The sequence below is a fragment of the Paracoccus sp. AK26 genome (genome assembly GCF_011801365.1).
Taxonomy (GTDB): domain Bacteria; phylum Pseudomonadota; class Alphaproteobacteria; order Rhodobacterales; family Rhodobacteraceae; genus Paracoccus; species Paracoccus aerius.
The window spans coordinates 74,055-90,668 of sequence record NZ_CP041045.1; the positions used below are offsets into that span (position 1 = coordinate 74,055).

Sequence of the window (16,614 nt, forward strand, 5' to 3'; positions counted from 1 at the left end):
ATGGAATGCACCTAATGTAAAAAGATGAAGTTGACCCGCTACACCGACTATGCGCTTCGCGCGCTGATCTACCTTGCCGGCCATGAGGGTGGGCGGGTGTCGATCCGGCAGATTGCGGAAGCCCACGGCATCTCACAAAACAACCTGATGAAGATCATTCAGGACCTGGGTGCTGCTGGCTTCGTCAAGACGACCAGAGGCCGCTATGGGGGATTGTCACTGGCCCGGCCGGCTGCGGACATCACCATTGGTCAGGTCGTCCGGCATACGGAAGGAGACAGCAGGATTGTCGATTGCAGCACCTGCCGGATCGCCGAAGGATGCAGCCTGCCGGACGTCTTTTCCGAAGCCAGAGAAGCCTTTCTGGCGGTGCTGGACAAGTGTCGCCTGTCAGATGCAGCCCGGACGCCGGATGCCTTCCGGCATCTGTTCGTGGCTTGAGGAAGCAGCCTCGGCACCCGTGCTGGTCCGGGAGCCTTTCACTTGGCCTCCCGCTCCAGCAACCTGATCAGCGCTCGTCCAGCTGAAGCAGCCCAGCCTTGCTCTGGCATGGGTGATCTGCCGCCATGGCTTCACTTTTGCCGTGCTCAAGGAATTGGCCAGAACTCCCGTGGCTGAATGGAACGGCTTCCAGTTATGACAGCCAGATCGCGGATATTCACACAACGGTCAACATCAGGAGGTCGTTGGGGGGGCTGTGATCTGATGCCTCAACTGGCAATTTGGTCCCAACATAGGACATTGTCGGGTACGGGCCTTACGCTTGGCCTTGGATAAATGTTCATAGAGTCCGTCGCTGCCCGAACTCGCGTTAACAACATACAGCCCAAGCAGGATTGCCTGAACAGGCTTACTGAGTAGCACCTGCGCAACGGTCTGGAGGCGCTTGGTTGCACCGTTCCCCATTCACTCTGGTCAAAGCTTGTTCGATTGCTGCGATCAGGTTGAGGTGGAACTGACAGGCGAGTGGTGCGGTGTATTGCCGCAGCTAACCAACTTTCCCAAAGGGCTCAAGCTAGCCAATAGATGTCCTCCGACGTTGGTGGAGCAGAAAAGATAGCTCGTGAAGGAGGCGGAGAGATTTCTTCATCAACCCCTTCGCGCCGCTGAAATCATTATTTTTTCACCTTCATATTTTCAAGAAGGCACAGCATGGGAATAGCCCTGGGCAGCGGTTGTAATGCAAGCCGGAGTAAATTCGTTAACAAACACGAATGATGCTTCGTAACTAATTAACAAAAAAATCGTTTGATGGTAGTATGTTAATCAAGACGTCTATTTGCTATTTACATTCGCATGTGAATTACGCGCCGACTGTTATTTCCGGAATGGAAGCCGCGGGCAGATGAACCGGCGCAACAGCGAGGAGGGGACCATGACGACCGAAGCGATTGAAAAGCATCCAATTCCGGCGGGTTTCGAAAAGGCCCATGTGGGACCGGCGGACTATGCCCGCCTGTATGCCGAATCAATCGAAGACCCCGAATCGTTCTGGGGCCGCGAAGGACGGCGCCTGGACTGGATCCACCCATTCAGCATCGTCAAGAACACCGACTTCACCTTCGGCAAGGTGTCGATCAAGTGGTACGAGGACGGCATCCTGAACGCCTCGGTCAACTGCATCGACCGCCACCTGCCCAAGCGCGCCAACCAGACGGCGATCATCTTCGAACCCGACGATCCCGCGACGCCCGCCCAGCACATCACCTATGCGGAACTGTCGGAAAAGGTGAACCGCTTCGCCAATGTCCTGCTGTCCCAGGGTATCATGCGCGGCGACCGGGTGGTGATCTATCTGCCGATGATCCCCGAGGCGGCTTATGCGATGCTGGCCTGCGCGCGGATCGGGGCGATCCATTCCATCGTCTTCGCGGGCTTCTCGCCCGATGCGCTGGCGAACCGCATCAACGACTGCGGCGCCAAGGTGGTCATCACCGCCGACACCGCGCCCCGCGGGGGACGCAGGACGAACCTGAAATCGAACACCGACGCCGCCCTGCTGCATTGTTCCGACCGGGTGCGCTGCCTGGTGGTCAAGCACACGGGCGACCAGACCACCTGGATCGACGGCCGCGACGTGGACGTCAAGGCGCTGATGGAGACCGCAAGCCCCGACTGCCCGCCGCGTCCCATGGGGGCCGAGGATCCGTTGTTCATCCTCTACACCTCGGGGTCCACCGGCAAGCCCAAGGGGGTCGTGCATACGACCGGCGGCTATCTGGTGTATGCCGCGATGACGCATCAGTACACCTTCGACTACAAGGACGGCGACGTCTTCTGGTGCACGGCGGATGTGGGCTGGGTCACGGGCCACAGCTATATCGTCTATGGCCCGCTGGCCAATGGCGCGACCACGGTGATGTTCGAAGGCGTGCCGACCTATCCCGACGCGGGCCGCTTCTGGGAGGTCTGCGCCAAGCACAAGGTGACGCAATTCTATACTGCGCCGACCGCGATCCGGTCGCTGATGGCCAAGGGCACCGATCCGATCCAGGGCCACGACCTGTCGTCCTTGCGCATCCTGGGCACGGTGGGCGAGCCGATCAACCCCGAGGCCTGGAACTGGTACAACGACAACATCGGCAAGGGCCGCTGCCCCATCGTCGATACCTGGTGGCAGACGGAGACCGGCGGGCACCTGATCACGCCCTTGCCCGGCGCCACGGAAACCAAGCCGGGTTCGGCCACGCTGCCCTTCTTCGGCATCAAGCCCGTGATCCTGGAAGCCGAATCCGCCAAGGTGGTCGAGGGCAACCCGGCCGAAGGCGTCTTGTGCATCGCTGACAGCTGGCCCGGCCAGATGCGCACCCTGTGGGGCGATCACCAGCGCTTCCAGGAGGCCTATTTCCAGCAATATCCCGGCTACTACTTCACCGGCGACGGCTGCCGCCGGGACGAGGACGGCTATTACTGGATCACCGGCCGCGTGGACGACGTCATCAATGTCAGCGGCCACCGCATGGGCACGGCCGAGGTCGAATCGGCCCTGGTCGCGCATGAGAAGGTCGCGGAGGCCGCCGTGGTCGGTTACCCGCATCCGCTGAAGGGGCAGGGCATCTATGCCTATGTCACGCTGATGAACGGCGTGCAGCCCTCCGACGAATTGCGCGGCGAGCTTGAGAAATGGGTCCGCACGGAAATCGGCCCCATCGCCAAGCCCGACGTGATCCAATGGGCGCCCGGCATGCCCAAGACCCGGTCCGGCAAGATCATGCGCCGCATCCTGCGCAAGATCGCCGAGAACGACTATGGCAGCCTGGGCGACATCTCGACCCTGGCCGAACCCGAGGTGGTGGACGACCTGATCGCCAATCGGATGAACAGGGGGTGAGATAAGGGGGGCAAGCGCCCCTCATTTCCCAAGATCATCTCTGCGGGCGCCCCGTCCGCAGACCGGTCTCGGCTTATCCTGTCACAGGTCCGCCGGGGACCGCTTCCTACGCGCGCGCCGTTCGCTGGCCTTTTTGCGCACACGGACGGACCACTTGAAATGGCAATGGAGGTGCCAGACCCATGGAACAGACAGTGGCTGATCGGATTGCCGAGAGTCCGAGCTATCAGACCTTGAAGGCAAGGAGATCGCGTTTCGGCTGGATCCTGACCATCGCCATGCTGGTGGTCTATTACGGCTATATCCTGCTGATCGCCTTCAACAAGGAACTGCTGTCCGCCAGGATCGGCGATGGCGTGATGACCTGGGGGATCCCCATCGGTTTCGGTGTGATCATTTTCACCATCATCATCACGGCTGTCTATGTCCGGCGCGCGAACAGCGAATTCGACACGCTGACAGAGCAAATCAAGAGAGGGCGCTGACATGATGCGGAAACTTTCAGCCTTCTGCGCCTTGGCGCTGCTGATGCCGCCCGGCGCGGCGATGGCCGCCGACGTGATCCAGGGGGCGCAGAAGCAGCCCACGAACTGGACAGCGATCCTGATGTTTGCGGTCTTCGTGGCGGGCACGCTGTATATCACCAAATGGGCGGCGTCCAAGACCAAGTCGGCATCTGACTTCTACACGGCGGGCGGTGGCATCACGGGCTTCCAGAACGGCCTGGCCATCGCAGGCGATTACATGTCGGCGGCCTCGTTCCTGGGGATTTCGGCGGCGGTGATGACCTCGGGCTACGACGGGCTGATCTATTCGATCGGCTTTCTTGTCGGCTGGCCGATCCTGACCTTCCTGATGGCCGAGCGACTGCGCAACCTTGGCAAGTTCACCTTTGCCGACGTGGCAGCCTTCCGCTTTGCCCAAACGCCGGTGCGCGTCTTCGCCGCCTCGGGTACGCTTGTCGTGGTTGCCTTCTACCTGATCGCGCAGATGGTAGGCGCGGGGTCGCTCATCCAGCTTCTGTTCGGTCTGGACTACTGGATCGCCGTGGTCATCGTGGGCGTACTGATGATGGTCTATGTGTTGTTCGGCGGCATGACCGCGACGACCTGGGTGCAGATCATCAAGGCTTGCCTGTTGCTGGGCGGCGCGTCGTTCATGTCCTTCATGGTGTTGTGGAGATACGGCTTCTCGCCCGGGGCGATGTTTGCCGATGCGGTGCGCGTCAAGACCGACTTGGCCGCCGCCGTGTCCGACACCACACCCGAAGCCGCTGCGGCTGCAGGCCAATCCATCATGGGACCCGGCACTTTCATCAAGGATCCGATCTCGGCCATCAGCTTTGGCATGGCGCTGATGTTCGGCACTGCGGGTCTGCCGCATATCCTGATGCGCTTCTTCACCGTGCCCAGTGCCAAGGAAGCGCGCAAGTCGGTGATGTGGGCGACCGGCTGGATCGGATACTTCTACCTGTTGACCTTCGTCATCGGCTTCGGGGCCATCACCTTCGTGCTGACCAATCCCGATTTCCTGGATGCCGAGGGCAAGCTGGTGGGCGGCAACAACATGGCCGCCGTGCATCTGGCGCAGGCCGTGGGTGGCAACATCTTCCTGGGCTTCATCTCGGCCGTGGCCTTCGCGACCATCCTGGCGGTCGTCGCGGGCCTGACGCTGTCGGGCGCCTCGGCGGTCAGCCATGACCTGTATTCCACGGTGTTCAAGAAAGGCCAGGCCGACAGCGCCTCGGAACTGCGCGTGTCGCGCATCACGACGCTGTGCCTGGGTGCCCTGGCCGTCATCCTGGGCATCGCCTTCCAGAACCAGAACATCGCATTCATGGTGTCGCTGGCCTTCGCGGTGGCCGCATCGGCCAACTTCCCGGTGCTGTTCATGTCGGTGCTTTGGAAGGATTGCACGACCTGGGGCGCGGTGATCGGCGGCTTCGTCGGGCTGGCGCTGTCGGTGGGTCTGACGGTGGTTTCGCCGTCGGTCTGGGAGACGACCCTGGGCAATCCGGTGGGTTCCGCACCCTTCCCCTATACCTCGCCGGCGCTGTTCTCGATGACGGCGGCCTTCCTTACGATCTGGGTCGTTTCCAAGCTGGAAAACAGCCGGCGTGCCCGAATCGACCGGGCCGGCTTCCTGGCGCAGCAGGTGCGTTCGGAAACCGGGATCGGCGCGGCGGAAGCCTCGGCCCATTGACGAGACCGCCGCGTCCCCGCACCGGGGGCGCGGCCTTCCCCATCCTGGATGGTTTTGCCTGATGTCACGGATCGAAGACTTCCTCGCAACGATCCACCCTTATGACAGCCTGCCGCAGGACGAACTGGCGCGTGTCGCCCGTTCCTTCGGCTGCAGGATCTGGCCTGCAGGTAGCGTGATCTATCGCCACGGGGACGCGCTTCACGGGCTATTTCTGATCGAAAGCGGAGCTGTCTGCATTTCCGACGCCACCGGCGACAGCGTGTCGAAACTGGGCCGCGGCAATTCCTTTGGCGAACGCGGGCTGCTGCGCGACGGCAGGGCAGTCACCACCGCGACGGCAACCAAAGATGCCAGGATCCTGATGCTGCCGCAGGCCGAACTGAGGCGACTGATCGGCAGCTATCCTTCGGTCGCGCGTTTCTTTAACCGGTCAGCCCAAGGAGGCCTTGGCTGGAACGATCTGGCTGTCTTGAAGGTCGGGGATCTGATGGCAGGGCGCGCGCCCCTGAGCTGTGCCCCTGAGACGCCGGTGGCCGAGGCCGCACGCGCCATGCGCGACGCCGGTGTCGGCAGCATCGCCGTGCTGGATGGGGAAAGGGTTGTCGGCCTTGTCACGATCCGCGACATGTCGAACCGCGTCCTCGCCGAAAGGCGCGATATCGACACCCCGATCGCGCAGGTGATGACACCCGATCCGATCACCTTGTCGGCTTCGGATCTGGGCTACGACGTGCTGAACGTCATGCTGGAACGCCGTGTCGGTCATCTGCCTGTGGTCGAAAACGGCCGCTTTGTCGGCATGGTCAGCCAGACCGATCTGACGCGCGTGCAGGCGCTGTCGGCCTTGGCCCTGATCCGCGACATCGCGCGGGCTTCCGATATTGACGACATTGCCCGGACGGCCAACCGGATTCCCGAATTGCTGGTGCAGATGGTCAATGGCAACTATCGTCACACGACCATCACGCGAACGATTTCCGACATCGCTGACGCCGTGACCCGGCGCCTGCTGGACATGGCAGGGGACAGACTGGGCCCTGCGCCCGGCCCGTGGCTATGGGCGGCTTGCGGCAGCCAGGGGCGGCAGGAGCAGACCGGCCTGTCGGACCAGGACAACTGCCTGATCCTTGGCGACGACTGCGATTCGGACGATCCGTGGTTCGCCAGGCTGGCGCGCTTCGTCAGCGACGGGCTGAACCAATGCGGCTATGCCTTCTGCCCGGGCGACATGATGGCCACCAATCCGCGATGGCGGCAGCCGCGTCCGGTCTGGCGCGGCTATTTCCGCGACTGGATAGACCATCCAAATCCCGAGGCGCAGATGCTCGCCTCGGTCATGTTCGACCTGCGGGCGATCGGTGGGGATGCCGCGCTTCTGGCGGGATTGCAGCACAACACGCTGGCAATGGCGGCAGACAAGCCGATCTTTCTTTACAACATGATCGGCAACGCGCTGAAGCACCGCCCCCCGCTGAGCCTGATGGGCGGCATCGCCACTCATCGCTCGGGAGAGCATCGCAACAAGATCGACATGAAGCATAATGGCGTCGTGCCGGTGATCGACCTCGCGCGCGTCCATGCACTGCAGGGGCGTCTGACCCCCGTCAATACCCGTGCCCGTCTGATCGAGGCACAGGCAGCGGGAATCATCTCGGGACCGGGTGCAGGAGATCTGATTGCGGCATACGACGTGATCCAGAACGCGCGGCTGGAAAACCAGGCTTCGCAGATCCGCGCCGGCGGAAGGCCCGACAATCACTTGGCTCCCGCTGCCTTGCCGAAGTTTGAGCGCAGCCATCTGCGCGATGCCTTCGTAGTGGTGCGAGGGATGCAATCGGAGCTTGGCCGCGAAAAAGGCATATTGGGATGAGGTCATCATGATCCCCGCCATTGATGGTCGTGCGGTCCGACGGATGTTTGATGACGCGCAGTTCCTGTCGATCGGCCAACACAATCAGCCTTGGCGACCTCGATTCAGTCTGGCCCCGGTCGACATCTGCTCTCCGCTCGGTAGCGCGCTGTCCGGCGCTTCAAACCCGGCTTGGTTCATCCTCTGTGAAAGAGAAGGCTGATGGCAGACATTCTTGTGGTCGAGGACGAAGACAATATCGCAATCGCGCTGGATTTTCTGCTATCCCGCGACGGCCACAGCCACAGGCGCATTGCCACCGGCTCGGGCGCGGTCAGCGAGATCCGTGCCAGCCGTCCCGATGTGGTTCTTCTGGACGTAATGCTGCCCGATGTATCGGGCTATCAGATCGTACAGGACGTGCGTGCCGATCCGGCGCTCAAGGATGTGCGGGTGCTGATGATGACCGCGCGCGGTTCGGCGGCTGAACGGCGCAAGGGGCTTGCGCTTGGCGCGGACGGCTTCATCGCCAAGCCGTTCGAACTCTCGGAATTGCGCGAGGAACTGGCGCGCCTCCTGGCAGGGCCATGCTGACCAAACTGTCCCTGCGGCTGCGCGTCTTCCTCATTTTCGCCGGGCTTGCGGGCGGTGTGCTGGGCTTGCTGACCGTGGGCCTATGGGTTTCTGGGCAAAGCTTGTCGACCAGAGAAGTTGATACTGAGGCGATTTTGGACGGCCTGGCATCGGTGGCCTTGATCGTGGGGATGGGGGCCGTTGCGATTATCGCTGGTGTCTGGTTCCTGTTCGACCGCAATGTGGTACGCCCGATTGAACTTCTGGCGGGTGGCCTGCGCACCGGCCAGATACATGAGGTCCCCGAAGCCCCCTATCTGGCCGATCTCGGCCCTGCTGCAAAAGATGCGGCCGAGGCGCGGGCGCGGTCAACTGATGCGCTGTCCAAAGCCATGGCGGAACATAACGCTGTCGTGCAGCGCGAGAAAGAAACGCTGGAGTCCATCCTTGCCGACATTGGGGCCGGCGCGGTGATGACCAACAAGGCCGGACGGATTGTCTTCTACAACGCCTCGGCCTCGCGGCTATTCCCTGGCATCGGGTTGGATCGTCCCTTTGAGCGCTATATCGCCGGCGGTGCACTGGAATCTGCATCGGCGCGGCTGGCAGCGGGGGCGGCCTCGACCGATCTGACCTGCCTGACATCGGGCGGGCAGCGGCTGTGGGGCCGGATGCGGGCAATCGATGAAGGCACGTTGTTGATGCTTCGCGACCGCCCCGCACAGCGCCCCGCGCCCTACGAGGCATTGGAGCAGTTGCGCCGCCACGCCGCGACGCTGGTTCCAATGCTAGATGCGCTCGGCGGCCCGATCCCGCCCGAGCTTGCCCTGTCGATCCGATCCGAAGGACAGGGATTGGCCAATTCGGTGCGTGAACTGAGCAACAAGATGACCGGCGATGCCCCGCAGGGTCGGACAAGCCTAAGTGAGCTCGCAGCAGGACTGGAACTGTTGCCTGACCAGCCCCGCTTCGCTGTGCTTGCCGATACACCGGGGATGAATGGGTTGCTGCGCCATCTGGACCGCAATTTGCGAGCAGCGGGTATCACGCCTTGCATGACTGCCGAAGCAGAGAATGGCGAGGCTTGGTTGTCGCTTGTCTGGCCCGGTTCACCGATACCCATGGACAGGTTGGAAGCTTGGCTGTCCGAGCCACCCGATCCGATGCAGCCCGAACTGACAGGCCATCAAATCCTGGCGGCGCATGTCACCGGCATCTGGTCCGAGGCGCGGAATGGAGAGGCTAGGCTGATGCTGCCGCTGCCTCTTGCCGCCGAAGGCGAAGAGGTGGCGGGACTGACCTATGATTTCTCCCTGTCGGAGGGTAGCAAGGTCTCGACGCGGTTGTCCGATCTGACATGTGTGGTCTTTGACACCGAAACGACCGGGCTGGACATCGCATCCGACCGTATTGTGCAGATCGCCGGGCTGCGCCTTGCACGTGGCCGGCTCACGGGTGAGCGGTTCGAGACACTTGTCAATCCTGGCCGACCCATCCCTTCTGGCTCGACCAAGATCCATGGCATCACGGATGAAATGGTCGCTGATGCCCCAGACATGACCACCGCGCTTGCTGCCTTTCACCACTTTGTCGAGGACGCTGTCTTGGTCGCCCATAATGCGCCCTTCGATATGGGGATGCTGCGGCGCGCATCGCTTGAGACCAGGGTGCATTTTGACAACAGGGTGGTGGACACGATCCTGCTGTCGGCCCTAGTCTGGGGTCAGTCGGCCCCGCATTCTCTTGACATGCTTGCAATGCGACTGGGCATTGTCATTCCGCTGGAGGAACGCCACACCGCCATAGGGGATGCCCGCGCAACGGCAGAAGCCTACCTGCGGCTAATTGCGGCTCTGAAAGCCAAAGGTTTGGAACGCCTCGAGGATGTTCTCGCGGAAGCCCACCGCCATCGCCGCCTCATCGAGGATGTCAATGACCCAGCAGTGACCGCAGAAATGCCCAAGGACGACGACCCTGCTAGGTCCTGCTCTGGGAAGGGCTGATCGGGCCTACTCGGCATGATGCCCATTGGCCAACTGCAGACCAACTATCGGCGCGCCCCCACCTGGCGTCGTTTAGAAGGGCGGAAAGGGTCAGGGTGCATAGCTTTTGCTATCATGAGGCAACACAATCTGCATAATAACAGACCGTGCCTTCCGAATTGGTTTCCATAACCAGGCCATGGATGTCGGTTTCGAAGCCGGGGCATTCGCGCGCGAATTCACGGTTGAAGCGCAAGTAGTCCACGATCTTGGCATTGAACGTCTCGCCGGGGATCAAGAGCGGGATCCCGGGCGGATAAGGGGTCACGAGGCTGGTCGTGATCCGTCCTTGCAGGTCGTCGATTGCCACTCGCTGCGTCTTGCGCCGCGCAATGTGCGAGAACGCCTCGGACGGGGTCATTGCCGGATGATGGTCCGACAGATAGATTTCCGTCGACAAGCGCGCCACATCGTATTTCGCATAGAGCGCGTGAACGTGCTGGCTGAGATCGCGCAGACCCATGCCGTCGTAGCGCGGATGCTTGGCGCAGAATTCCGGCATCACGCGCCACAAGGGCTGGTTGCGGTCGTAATCATCCTTGAACTGCTGAAGGGCCGCGACCAGCGTGTTCCAACGCCCCTTCGTGATGCCGATGGTGAACAGGATAAAAAAGCTGTAGAGGCCGGTCTTCTCGACTACGACGCCATGCTCAGCCAGGTATTTCGATACGATCGAGGCCGGAATGCCGGTGGTATCGAAGCGCCCTTCGATGTCCAGGCCGGGGGTAATGATGGTCGCCTTGATCGGGTCCAGCATGTTGAAGCCCGGCGCCATGTCGCCAAATCCGTGCCAGCTCTCTTCACCGTCGCGTTGCACGCCTTCGCTGTCGGTGCGACGCAGCACCCAATCTTTGGTACGGCCAATGCCTTCTTCCTCGAGCGCTTCCGGTCCCCAGACCTCGAACCACCAGTCGTCCTCGCCAAATTCGGTATCGACCTTGCGCATGGCCCGGCGGAAATCCAGGGCTTCCAGGATCGACTCCTCGACAAGCGCGGTGCCGCCCGGCGGTTCCATCATTGCGGCGGCCACGTCGCAGCTCGCGATGATCGAATACTGCGGACTGGTCGACGTGTGCATCAGGTAGGATTCATTGAAGAGGTGCCGATCCAGTTTCGTTTCTTCAGAATCCTGAACCAGGACGTGGCTTGCCTGGCTTATCCCTGCCAGGAGCTTGTGGATCGACTGCGTCGCATAGGTCAAGGCGTGCTTGGTGCGGTCGCGCTTACGACCCATGGCATGATAGGTGCCGTAGAAAGGATGGAATGCCGCATGCGGGATCCAAGCTTCATCGAAATGCAGGTTCTCGACATAGCCATCAAGCATCCGCTTGATCTCCTCGGTATTGTAGAGGACGCCATCGTAGGTCGATTGCGTGAGCGTCATCATGCGAGGCCTGACGGCATCGGCATCGACACCCTCAAGCAACGGGTTCGCACGGATCTTGGCGCGGATGGAATCGGGTTCGAATTCGGCATGGGCGATGGGGCCGATGATGCCCCAATGGTTGCGGGTAGGCCGCAGAAAGACAGGGATCGCCCCGGTCATGATGATCGCGTGCAAGATGGACTTGTGGCAGTTGCGGTCCACCACGACAACATCGCCGGGTGCGACCGTATGGTGCCAGACCATCTTGTTCGAAGTCGAGGTGCCGTTGGTCACGAAGAAGCAGTGGTCCGCATTGAAGATCCGCGCGGCATTGCGTTCGGATGCGCCAATGGCGCCGTTGTGGTCCAGAAGCTGGCCCAGTTCCTCAACCGCGTTGCAGACGTCGGCCCGCAGCATGTTCTCACCATAGAACTGGTGATACATTTGTCCGATGGGAGATTTCAGGAAGGCCACACCGCCTGAATGGCCCGGACAGTGCCACGAATAGGAACCGTCCTCGGCATAATCCAAAAGCGCCTTGAAGAAGGGCGGCTGAATGCCTTCCAAATAGCTCTTGGCTTCGCGAATGATGTGCTTGGCCACGAATTCCGGCGTATCTTCGAACATGTGGATGAAGCCGTGCAACTCGCGCAGGATGTCATTGGGTAGATGCCGGCTGGTTTTTGTTTCGCCATGCAGGAAGATCGGCACGTCAGCGTTCTTCCACCGTACTTCCTCAATAAACGACCGCAGGTTCACCACGGCTGGGTCAAGGTCGGGGCCGGGGCTGAATTCCTCATCGTCGATTGACAATACGAAGGCGCTTGCACGGCTTTGCTGCTGGGCAAATTTTGACAGGTCGCCATAGCTGGTCGCACCCAACACCTCGAAACCCTCAGCCTCAATGGCCTCGGCCAAGCCGCGAATGCCTAGCCCCGACGTGTTTTCGGACCGAAAGTCTTCATCGATGATGACAACGGGGAAACGGAATTTCATAGGGCTTCCTTTTTGGCATCATCTCTGCTGCCCTGTTCTTTCCAGTACCGCTCTGACCGTCAAGCCCAGGCGCATAGCTGAACACCTCAGCGATAACCTTCGTTGGCAGCGCACTATCCATATCGAGTGCCTCAAAGGCGCATCTTCCCGCTCCGCGTCACCTGTGCCCAGCTTTGATGAACATCTCGCGGCAGCAGAAGGTGATGCTGCGGCGCTACTCGGTTGGATCGTCGCTGGCGGAACCACGGCCGGTGTTGCGGTCGAACGTAGGCTGGCGTGCGGTGCCAGATGGCTTGATGGGTTGGTCGCCCTTTTTCAGCGAAGGACGCGTGGTCTGATCCTTCTCCAGATCCTCTTCCATGCTTTTGTCTTTATCGGACATCTTCAGCTCCTTTCCCATTTCGAGAAGCAACTGTCGCAACAAAGCATCGTTCCTCCCGGCGGAAGCGAAGGTTCGGCCTTGGTAGGCCACCATGACCAATTGAGGCGGGACGAATTTATAGCGGCGAAGTCGCGAAATTCCCCCATACCTCCCACGGCTGCGATATCCTTGCGTTGCAGGGCACGGGTGGGGACGGCCTCTTCTGCTGTTTCGCTGCCGACTAGACAGCGTCGCTCAAGAAGAAGGGCGTGAAAGCTGAGGAAGAGCGGCTGTTGCCGCTTGAAGGAGTAGCCCACAGCTTGGGGCAGAGACACGGCACCTGCATGCCACCGTGAACATGACACTGCTGGCCACGAGCGCCGATCCCGCGAGCAAGTCCCACCCCACGGGAGCCTGTAAGAAGGCTACAAGCTTGTGCTCCATAATACCCGTTAGAATCTGGCAGTGCTAAATAGTGGGTAATTGGAGAGGTCTACTCGATCACTCGTCATCGCATGGTGCCGTCCGGGTTAACCTCGACCCATTCCCCCCGTTCGGCCGAGACGTTGATGGCCTCGAGCAGGCGCATGTCGCGCAGGCCCATCTCGGCAGGGGTCAGGATCTCGTCGCCGTCACGGACCCCCTTGCTGAAATGGTCGATCTCACCCACGAACTGCTGCTCGCTTGCCTTGGAGGGCGTCGGCATCTCCTGGCCGTCTGCATTGCTCAGCGTCAACTTGTTGCCGGAATAGGCGGTCGCGGGGTCCAGCACCGCGACCCCCCGAGAGCCCCAGAGGTCGATCCGCTTCTTGTCGGCCACATAGCCCGACGAGATGCTGGCACGGCGCCCGGACGGAAAGACCAGCTGCACCTGTCCAATGGCCTCGATCTCGCCGAAGCGGCCGTCTTCGGTCTGGGGCGAGAAGGTGGTCGCGACCAGCCGCTCGGGCACCTCGTCCAGAAGCCAGATCAGGCCGTTCAGCGAATAGATCCCGATGTCCATCAACGACCCGCCGCCCGCGAGGTCCCGCACCATCCGCCACTGGTCGCGCTCGACCAAGGGGTCCAGCGGGCGGTGGTGATCAGACGTCGCGTACCAGACGTCCCCCAACTCGCCCTTCCGCACCATCTCTTTCAGCGCGACGTTGTTCGGCTCGAAATGGGCGCGGTAGGCGATCATGATCTTGCGGTCGGCGGCCTTTGCCGCGTCCATCATCCGTTGAGCCGCGGCCGAGTTATGCGCGAATGGTTTTTCGCAGAAGACATGCTTGCCGGCCTCAAGCGCGGCGATCACGTTCTCTTCGTGAATGGCGTTAGGGGTGATGACATAGACGATATGGACAGCATCGTTGTCGGCCAGTGCCTGCATTCTGTAATCGTAAACCGACCCCTCTGGCACCCCCCAGGCCGATGCTACACCCAAAGCCTTGTCGCGGTTGCCTGAGATCAGTCCTGTCAGCTTCGCCTCACTCGCGCGAGCAATGGCAGGAATGGCATAGTTTTGCGCGAAATGGCCCAACCCGCAGACGGCCCAGCCCAAGCGTTGCTCCGGCGGGGTAGGGCGGAGTGTTCCATTCAGTTCTGGCTCAGGCCGACCAGCGGCCCGGCGTTCCAGCGGATCAGCGGGCGGGGTCTGTCCCGTGCCGATGTCGCGTCCGGCAGTCTGGGCGAGAGCCTCGAAGCTTCCTAGGCCCAGTCCCATGCCCGCACCTAAGCCAAGCGCGGACGTCCGCATGAAGCCGCGGCGCGAATAATCGGGCAGTTCTTTCATCGGGACATCTGCTTCTGGTTTGAGATCAAACGTGCAACCTGCCGTGCCGCCGATTGTTCCGGCTTGCTCATGCCCCTTCTACCTGATGCTGGCCCCCACTCATGGACGCTGTGTGAGTTGCGGCCACAACATGCGCGTGGGAGGAGGACGAGCATCGTGTCATGCGCTCGCCCACGCCGCCCAAGCTGGTCATTTCTGCAACCCCCAGGTGGCTCATTACCATCGCGAATGCCTTCCTGGAAGTTGCTGAACCTGGGCAAGCTTACAGCGGCACCTCGCCACAATTTCTAGTTCCGATCAAAGGTGCCGACAATCTCACCGCCTGCGAGAACATGTCCTTCCATTGTCTTGAGGACCGTAGCACGGTCGGCGGCAGGGGGAGGTCCAAGGATGGAATATCCAGAGCAAACACCTGGAAATGATAGCGATGAGCACCATCCTCGACCGGCGGTTTGGGCCCGGTGTAGCCAGTCGAGCCCATCGAGTTCCTGCCCTGCTTGACGCCCTCGGGGTCGGGCAAGGATAGTTCGGTCGGAAAGCCTTCGCGCAGCGCAGTGACTTCAGCGGGGATATCATAAGCCAACCAATGCACGAATGGCTTGGGCTCTCGTGCATCCGGATCTTCAGAAATAACCACAAAGGATTGCGTGCCCTCCGGTACCCCTTCCCATGAGAGTGCCGGAGAGGCGTTTTCGCCATCGGCTGTATATTCAAGGTCAATCGCTGCATGTGCTGAGAACGGACCTTTAACCGTAAGAGCCGCTTCGGGTTTCAGCGTTTCGATTGCAGGGGAGGACGCGGGCGGCGGTGACAAGACGTTCGGGACAGGGCCTGCCTGCTGCCCGTTTGGAGGAGCATCACCGGATGCAATCCGATAGATGACCCCTTCACTGTCATCGGAGACAAAGATTGCGCCATCGTTTCCAACAGCAACGCCGACCGGTCGGCCCGCATAGGTCCAGGCACCATCATCGTCGGCGAGAAAGCCGGTCATGACAGGCTCGATCCCGACAGGCTGACCTTGTTCGAAATCGATCCGGACCAGTTCATAGCCAGAGGGAGGGCGGCGGTTCCAGGAGCCCCGCATGGCCACCAGAGCATCGCCGGTCCATTCCGGAAACATAGAGCCTTTGTAAAAGATCATCTGCATCGGAGCGGCATGGGCCGTATGGCCCAACGCTGGTTCTTCGGATATTGAAGCCCATGTTTCCAGACTGGTGCCCGGCGGCGGGTTATCCTGTGGGTTGAACTCGTCCATGCCATAGACATACGGCCATCCGTACTGCTTGCCTTGCTGGATGTGGTTCAGTTCTTCGATCTGCGCATCATTGCCCAGCCAGTCGATGCCATGATCCATGCCCCAGAGCTGGCCAGTCTCAGGCTGCCAATCGAAGCCGATGGTGTTGCGCAGACCACTGGCAAAGATTGTGCGGCTGCTCCCATCGAGTTCGGCCCGGAGCATGGTGGCGCTCTCCGGGTTGGTCTCGGAACAAGCATTGCAGGTACTCCCCACGGAGACATACAGTTTGTCATCAGGTCCGACCAACAATGTGCGGTTCGGATGCTGTCCGCCATCGGGCAGATCATTGATGATCCGCTGCAGGGCGCCAAAACTGCCGTCCTCCGCCACGTCGGCCCTGTAGACGTCGTTTACTGTCGCCAGGTAGACTTGGTCTCCATGGAAAGCGATGCCGTGCATGCCGGGCCGACTGGCCACCGTCACAGGCTCATCGGCCATGCCATCTCCATCGTCATCACGGAGCACGACCACATCGCCTACGCTACGTCGTGTTGCGTAAAGCGTGCCGTCCTCTGACACTGCCAGCATGCGGGGGTTGACCAGATCCCTGGCAAAGACACTCGCGGTCACCCCTTCGGGCAGTTGAAATCTGTCCAGCAACGCCGAATCGCTGTCGGGTCTTTTCGGTGACGGCTCCAGAATGGCCCCCGTAATGATCGTATCGGAATACTCTCCGACAGTACCTTGGGGTTGGGCAGACAGGGCAAAGGGTGCACTGATCGCTGCCGCCGAGATCATGAAGAGAGAATAGAAATGCAGCATGGTTGTTCCTGTCTGCAAGGCATCTCGGCTAACCAGTCTGATCGCCTCAAGTTCCCGC

The 16,614-nt window shown here is 61.0% G+C and carries 12 protein-coding genes; 8 read left to right on the top strand and 4 right to left on the bottom strand.

All coding sequences use genetic code 11. From position 1 onward, the window contains the following. Positions 1 to 24: 24 nt before the first annotated feature. The 8 genes from FIU66_RS16175 (at position 25) to FIU66_RS16210 (ending at position 9,961) form a co-directional block, all read left to right on the top strand. Complete coding sequence (locus tag FIU66_RS16175; protein WP_167623935.1) at positions 25 to 441, top strand: Rrf2 family transcriptional regulator; 417 nt, start codon at positions 25 to 27, stop codon at positions 439 to 441. A 934-nt stretch (positions 442 to 1,375) separates the two neighbouring features. Further along, a complete protein-coding gene (gene acs / locus FIU66_RS16180; RefSeq protein WP_167623936.1) occupies positions 1,376 to 3,331 on the top strand; it encodes an acetate--CoA ligase in 1,956 nt (651 codons plus the stop codon). Between the two features lie 182 nt (positions 3,332 to 3,513). Then, on the top strand, positions 3,514 to 3,816 hold the full coding sequence (locus tag FIU66_RS16185) for a DUF485 domain-containing protein (protein WP_103174596.1): 303 nt from the start codon (positions 3,514 to 3,516) through the stop codon (positions 3,814 to 3,816). A gap of 1 nt (position 3,817) precedes the next feature. Further along, on the top strand, positions 3,818 to 5,533 hold the full coding sequence (locus FIU66_RS16190) for a cation acetate symporter (RefSeq protein ID WP_167623937.1): 1,716 nt from the start codon (positions 3,818 to 3,820) through the stop codon (positions 5,531 to 5,533). 61 nt (positions 5,534 to 5,594) lie between these two features. Continuing rightward, positions 5,595 to 7,406, top strand: a complete 1,812-nt coding sequence (locus FIU66_RS16195; RefSeq protein ID WP_167623938.1) for a DUF294 nucleotidyltransferase-like domain-containing protein — start codon at positions 5,595 to 5,597, stop codon at positions 7,404 to 7,406. Between the two features lie 7 nt (positions 7,407 to 7,413). Beyond that, positions 7,414 to 7,608: a hypothetical protein gene (locus FIU66_RS16200; protein ID WP_146038710.1), complete on the top strand. Its 195-nt coding sequence runs from the start codon at positions 7,414 to 7,416 to the stop codon at positions 7,606 to 7,608. Then, complete coding sequence (locus FIU66_RS16205; protein WP_103174593.1) at positions 7,608 to 7,979, top strand: response regulator transcription factor; 372 nt, start codon at positions 7,608 to 7,610, stop codon at positions 7,977 to 7,979. Before FIU66_RS16200 ends, FIU66_RS16205 begins: the two co-directional genes overlap by 1 nt. Next, the gene (locus FIU66_RS16210; RefSeq protein WP_167623939.1) at positions 7,973 to 9,961 is read left to right on the top strand and encodes a 3'-5' exonuclease; all 1,989 of its coding nucleotides are present in this window, start codon (positions 7,973 to 7,975) and stop codon (positions 9,959 to 9,961) included. Before FIU66_RS16205 ends, FIU66_RS16210 begins: the two co-directional genes overlap by 7 nt. Before the next feature lie 112 nt (positions 9,962 to 10,073). Here the strand turns inward: FIU66_RS16210 and FIU66_RS16215 are convergent, their stop codons facing one another. The 4 genes from FIU66_RS16215 to FIU66_RS16230 form a co-directional block, all read right to left on the bottom strand. After that, entirely contained in the window at positions 10,074 to 12,362 is a 2,289-nt protein-coding gene (locus tag FIU66_RS16215) for an arginine/lysine/ornithine decarboxylase (RefSeq protein ID WP_167623940.1), read from the bottom strand. A 214-nt stretch (positions 12,363 to 12,576) separates the two neighbouring features. Next, positions 12,577 to 12,744, bottom strand: coding sequence for a hypothetical protein (locus FIU66_RS16220; protein ID WP_167623941.1), 168 nt, complete (start codon positions 12,742 to 12,744; stop codon positions 12,577 to 12,579). A 487-nt stretch (positions 12,745 to 13,231) separates the two neighbouring features. Continuing rightward, positions 13,232 to 14,494: a Gfo/Idh/MocA family protein gene (locus FIU66_RS16225; protein ID WP_167623942.1), complete on the bottom strand. Its 1,263-nt coding sequence runs from the start codon at positions 14,492 to 14,494 to the stop codon at positions 13,232 to 13,234. Between the two features lie 262 nt (positions 14,495 to 14,756). Continuing rightward, on the bottom strand, positions 14,757 to 16,556 hold the full coding sequence (locus FIU66_RS16230; RefSeq protein ID WP_167623943.1) for a YbhB/YbcL family Raf kinase inhibitor-like protein: 1,800 nt from the start codon (positions 16,554 to 16,556) through the stop codon (positions 14,757 to 14,759). Between the last annotated feature and the right edge of the window lie 58 nt (positions 16,557 to 16,614).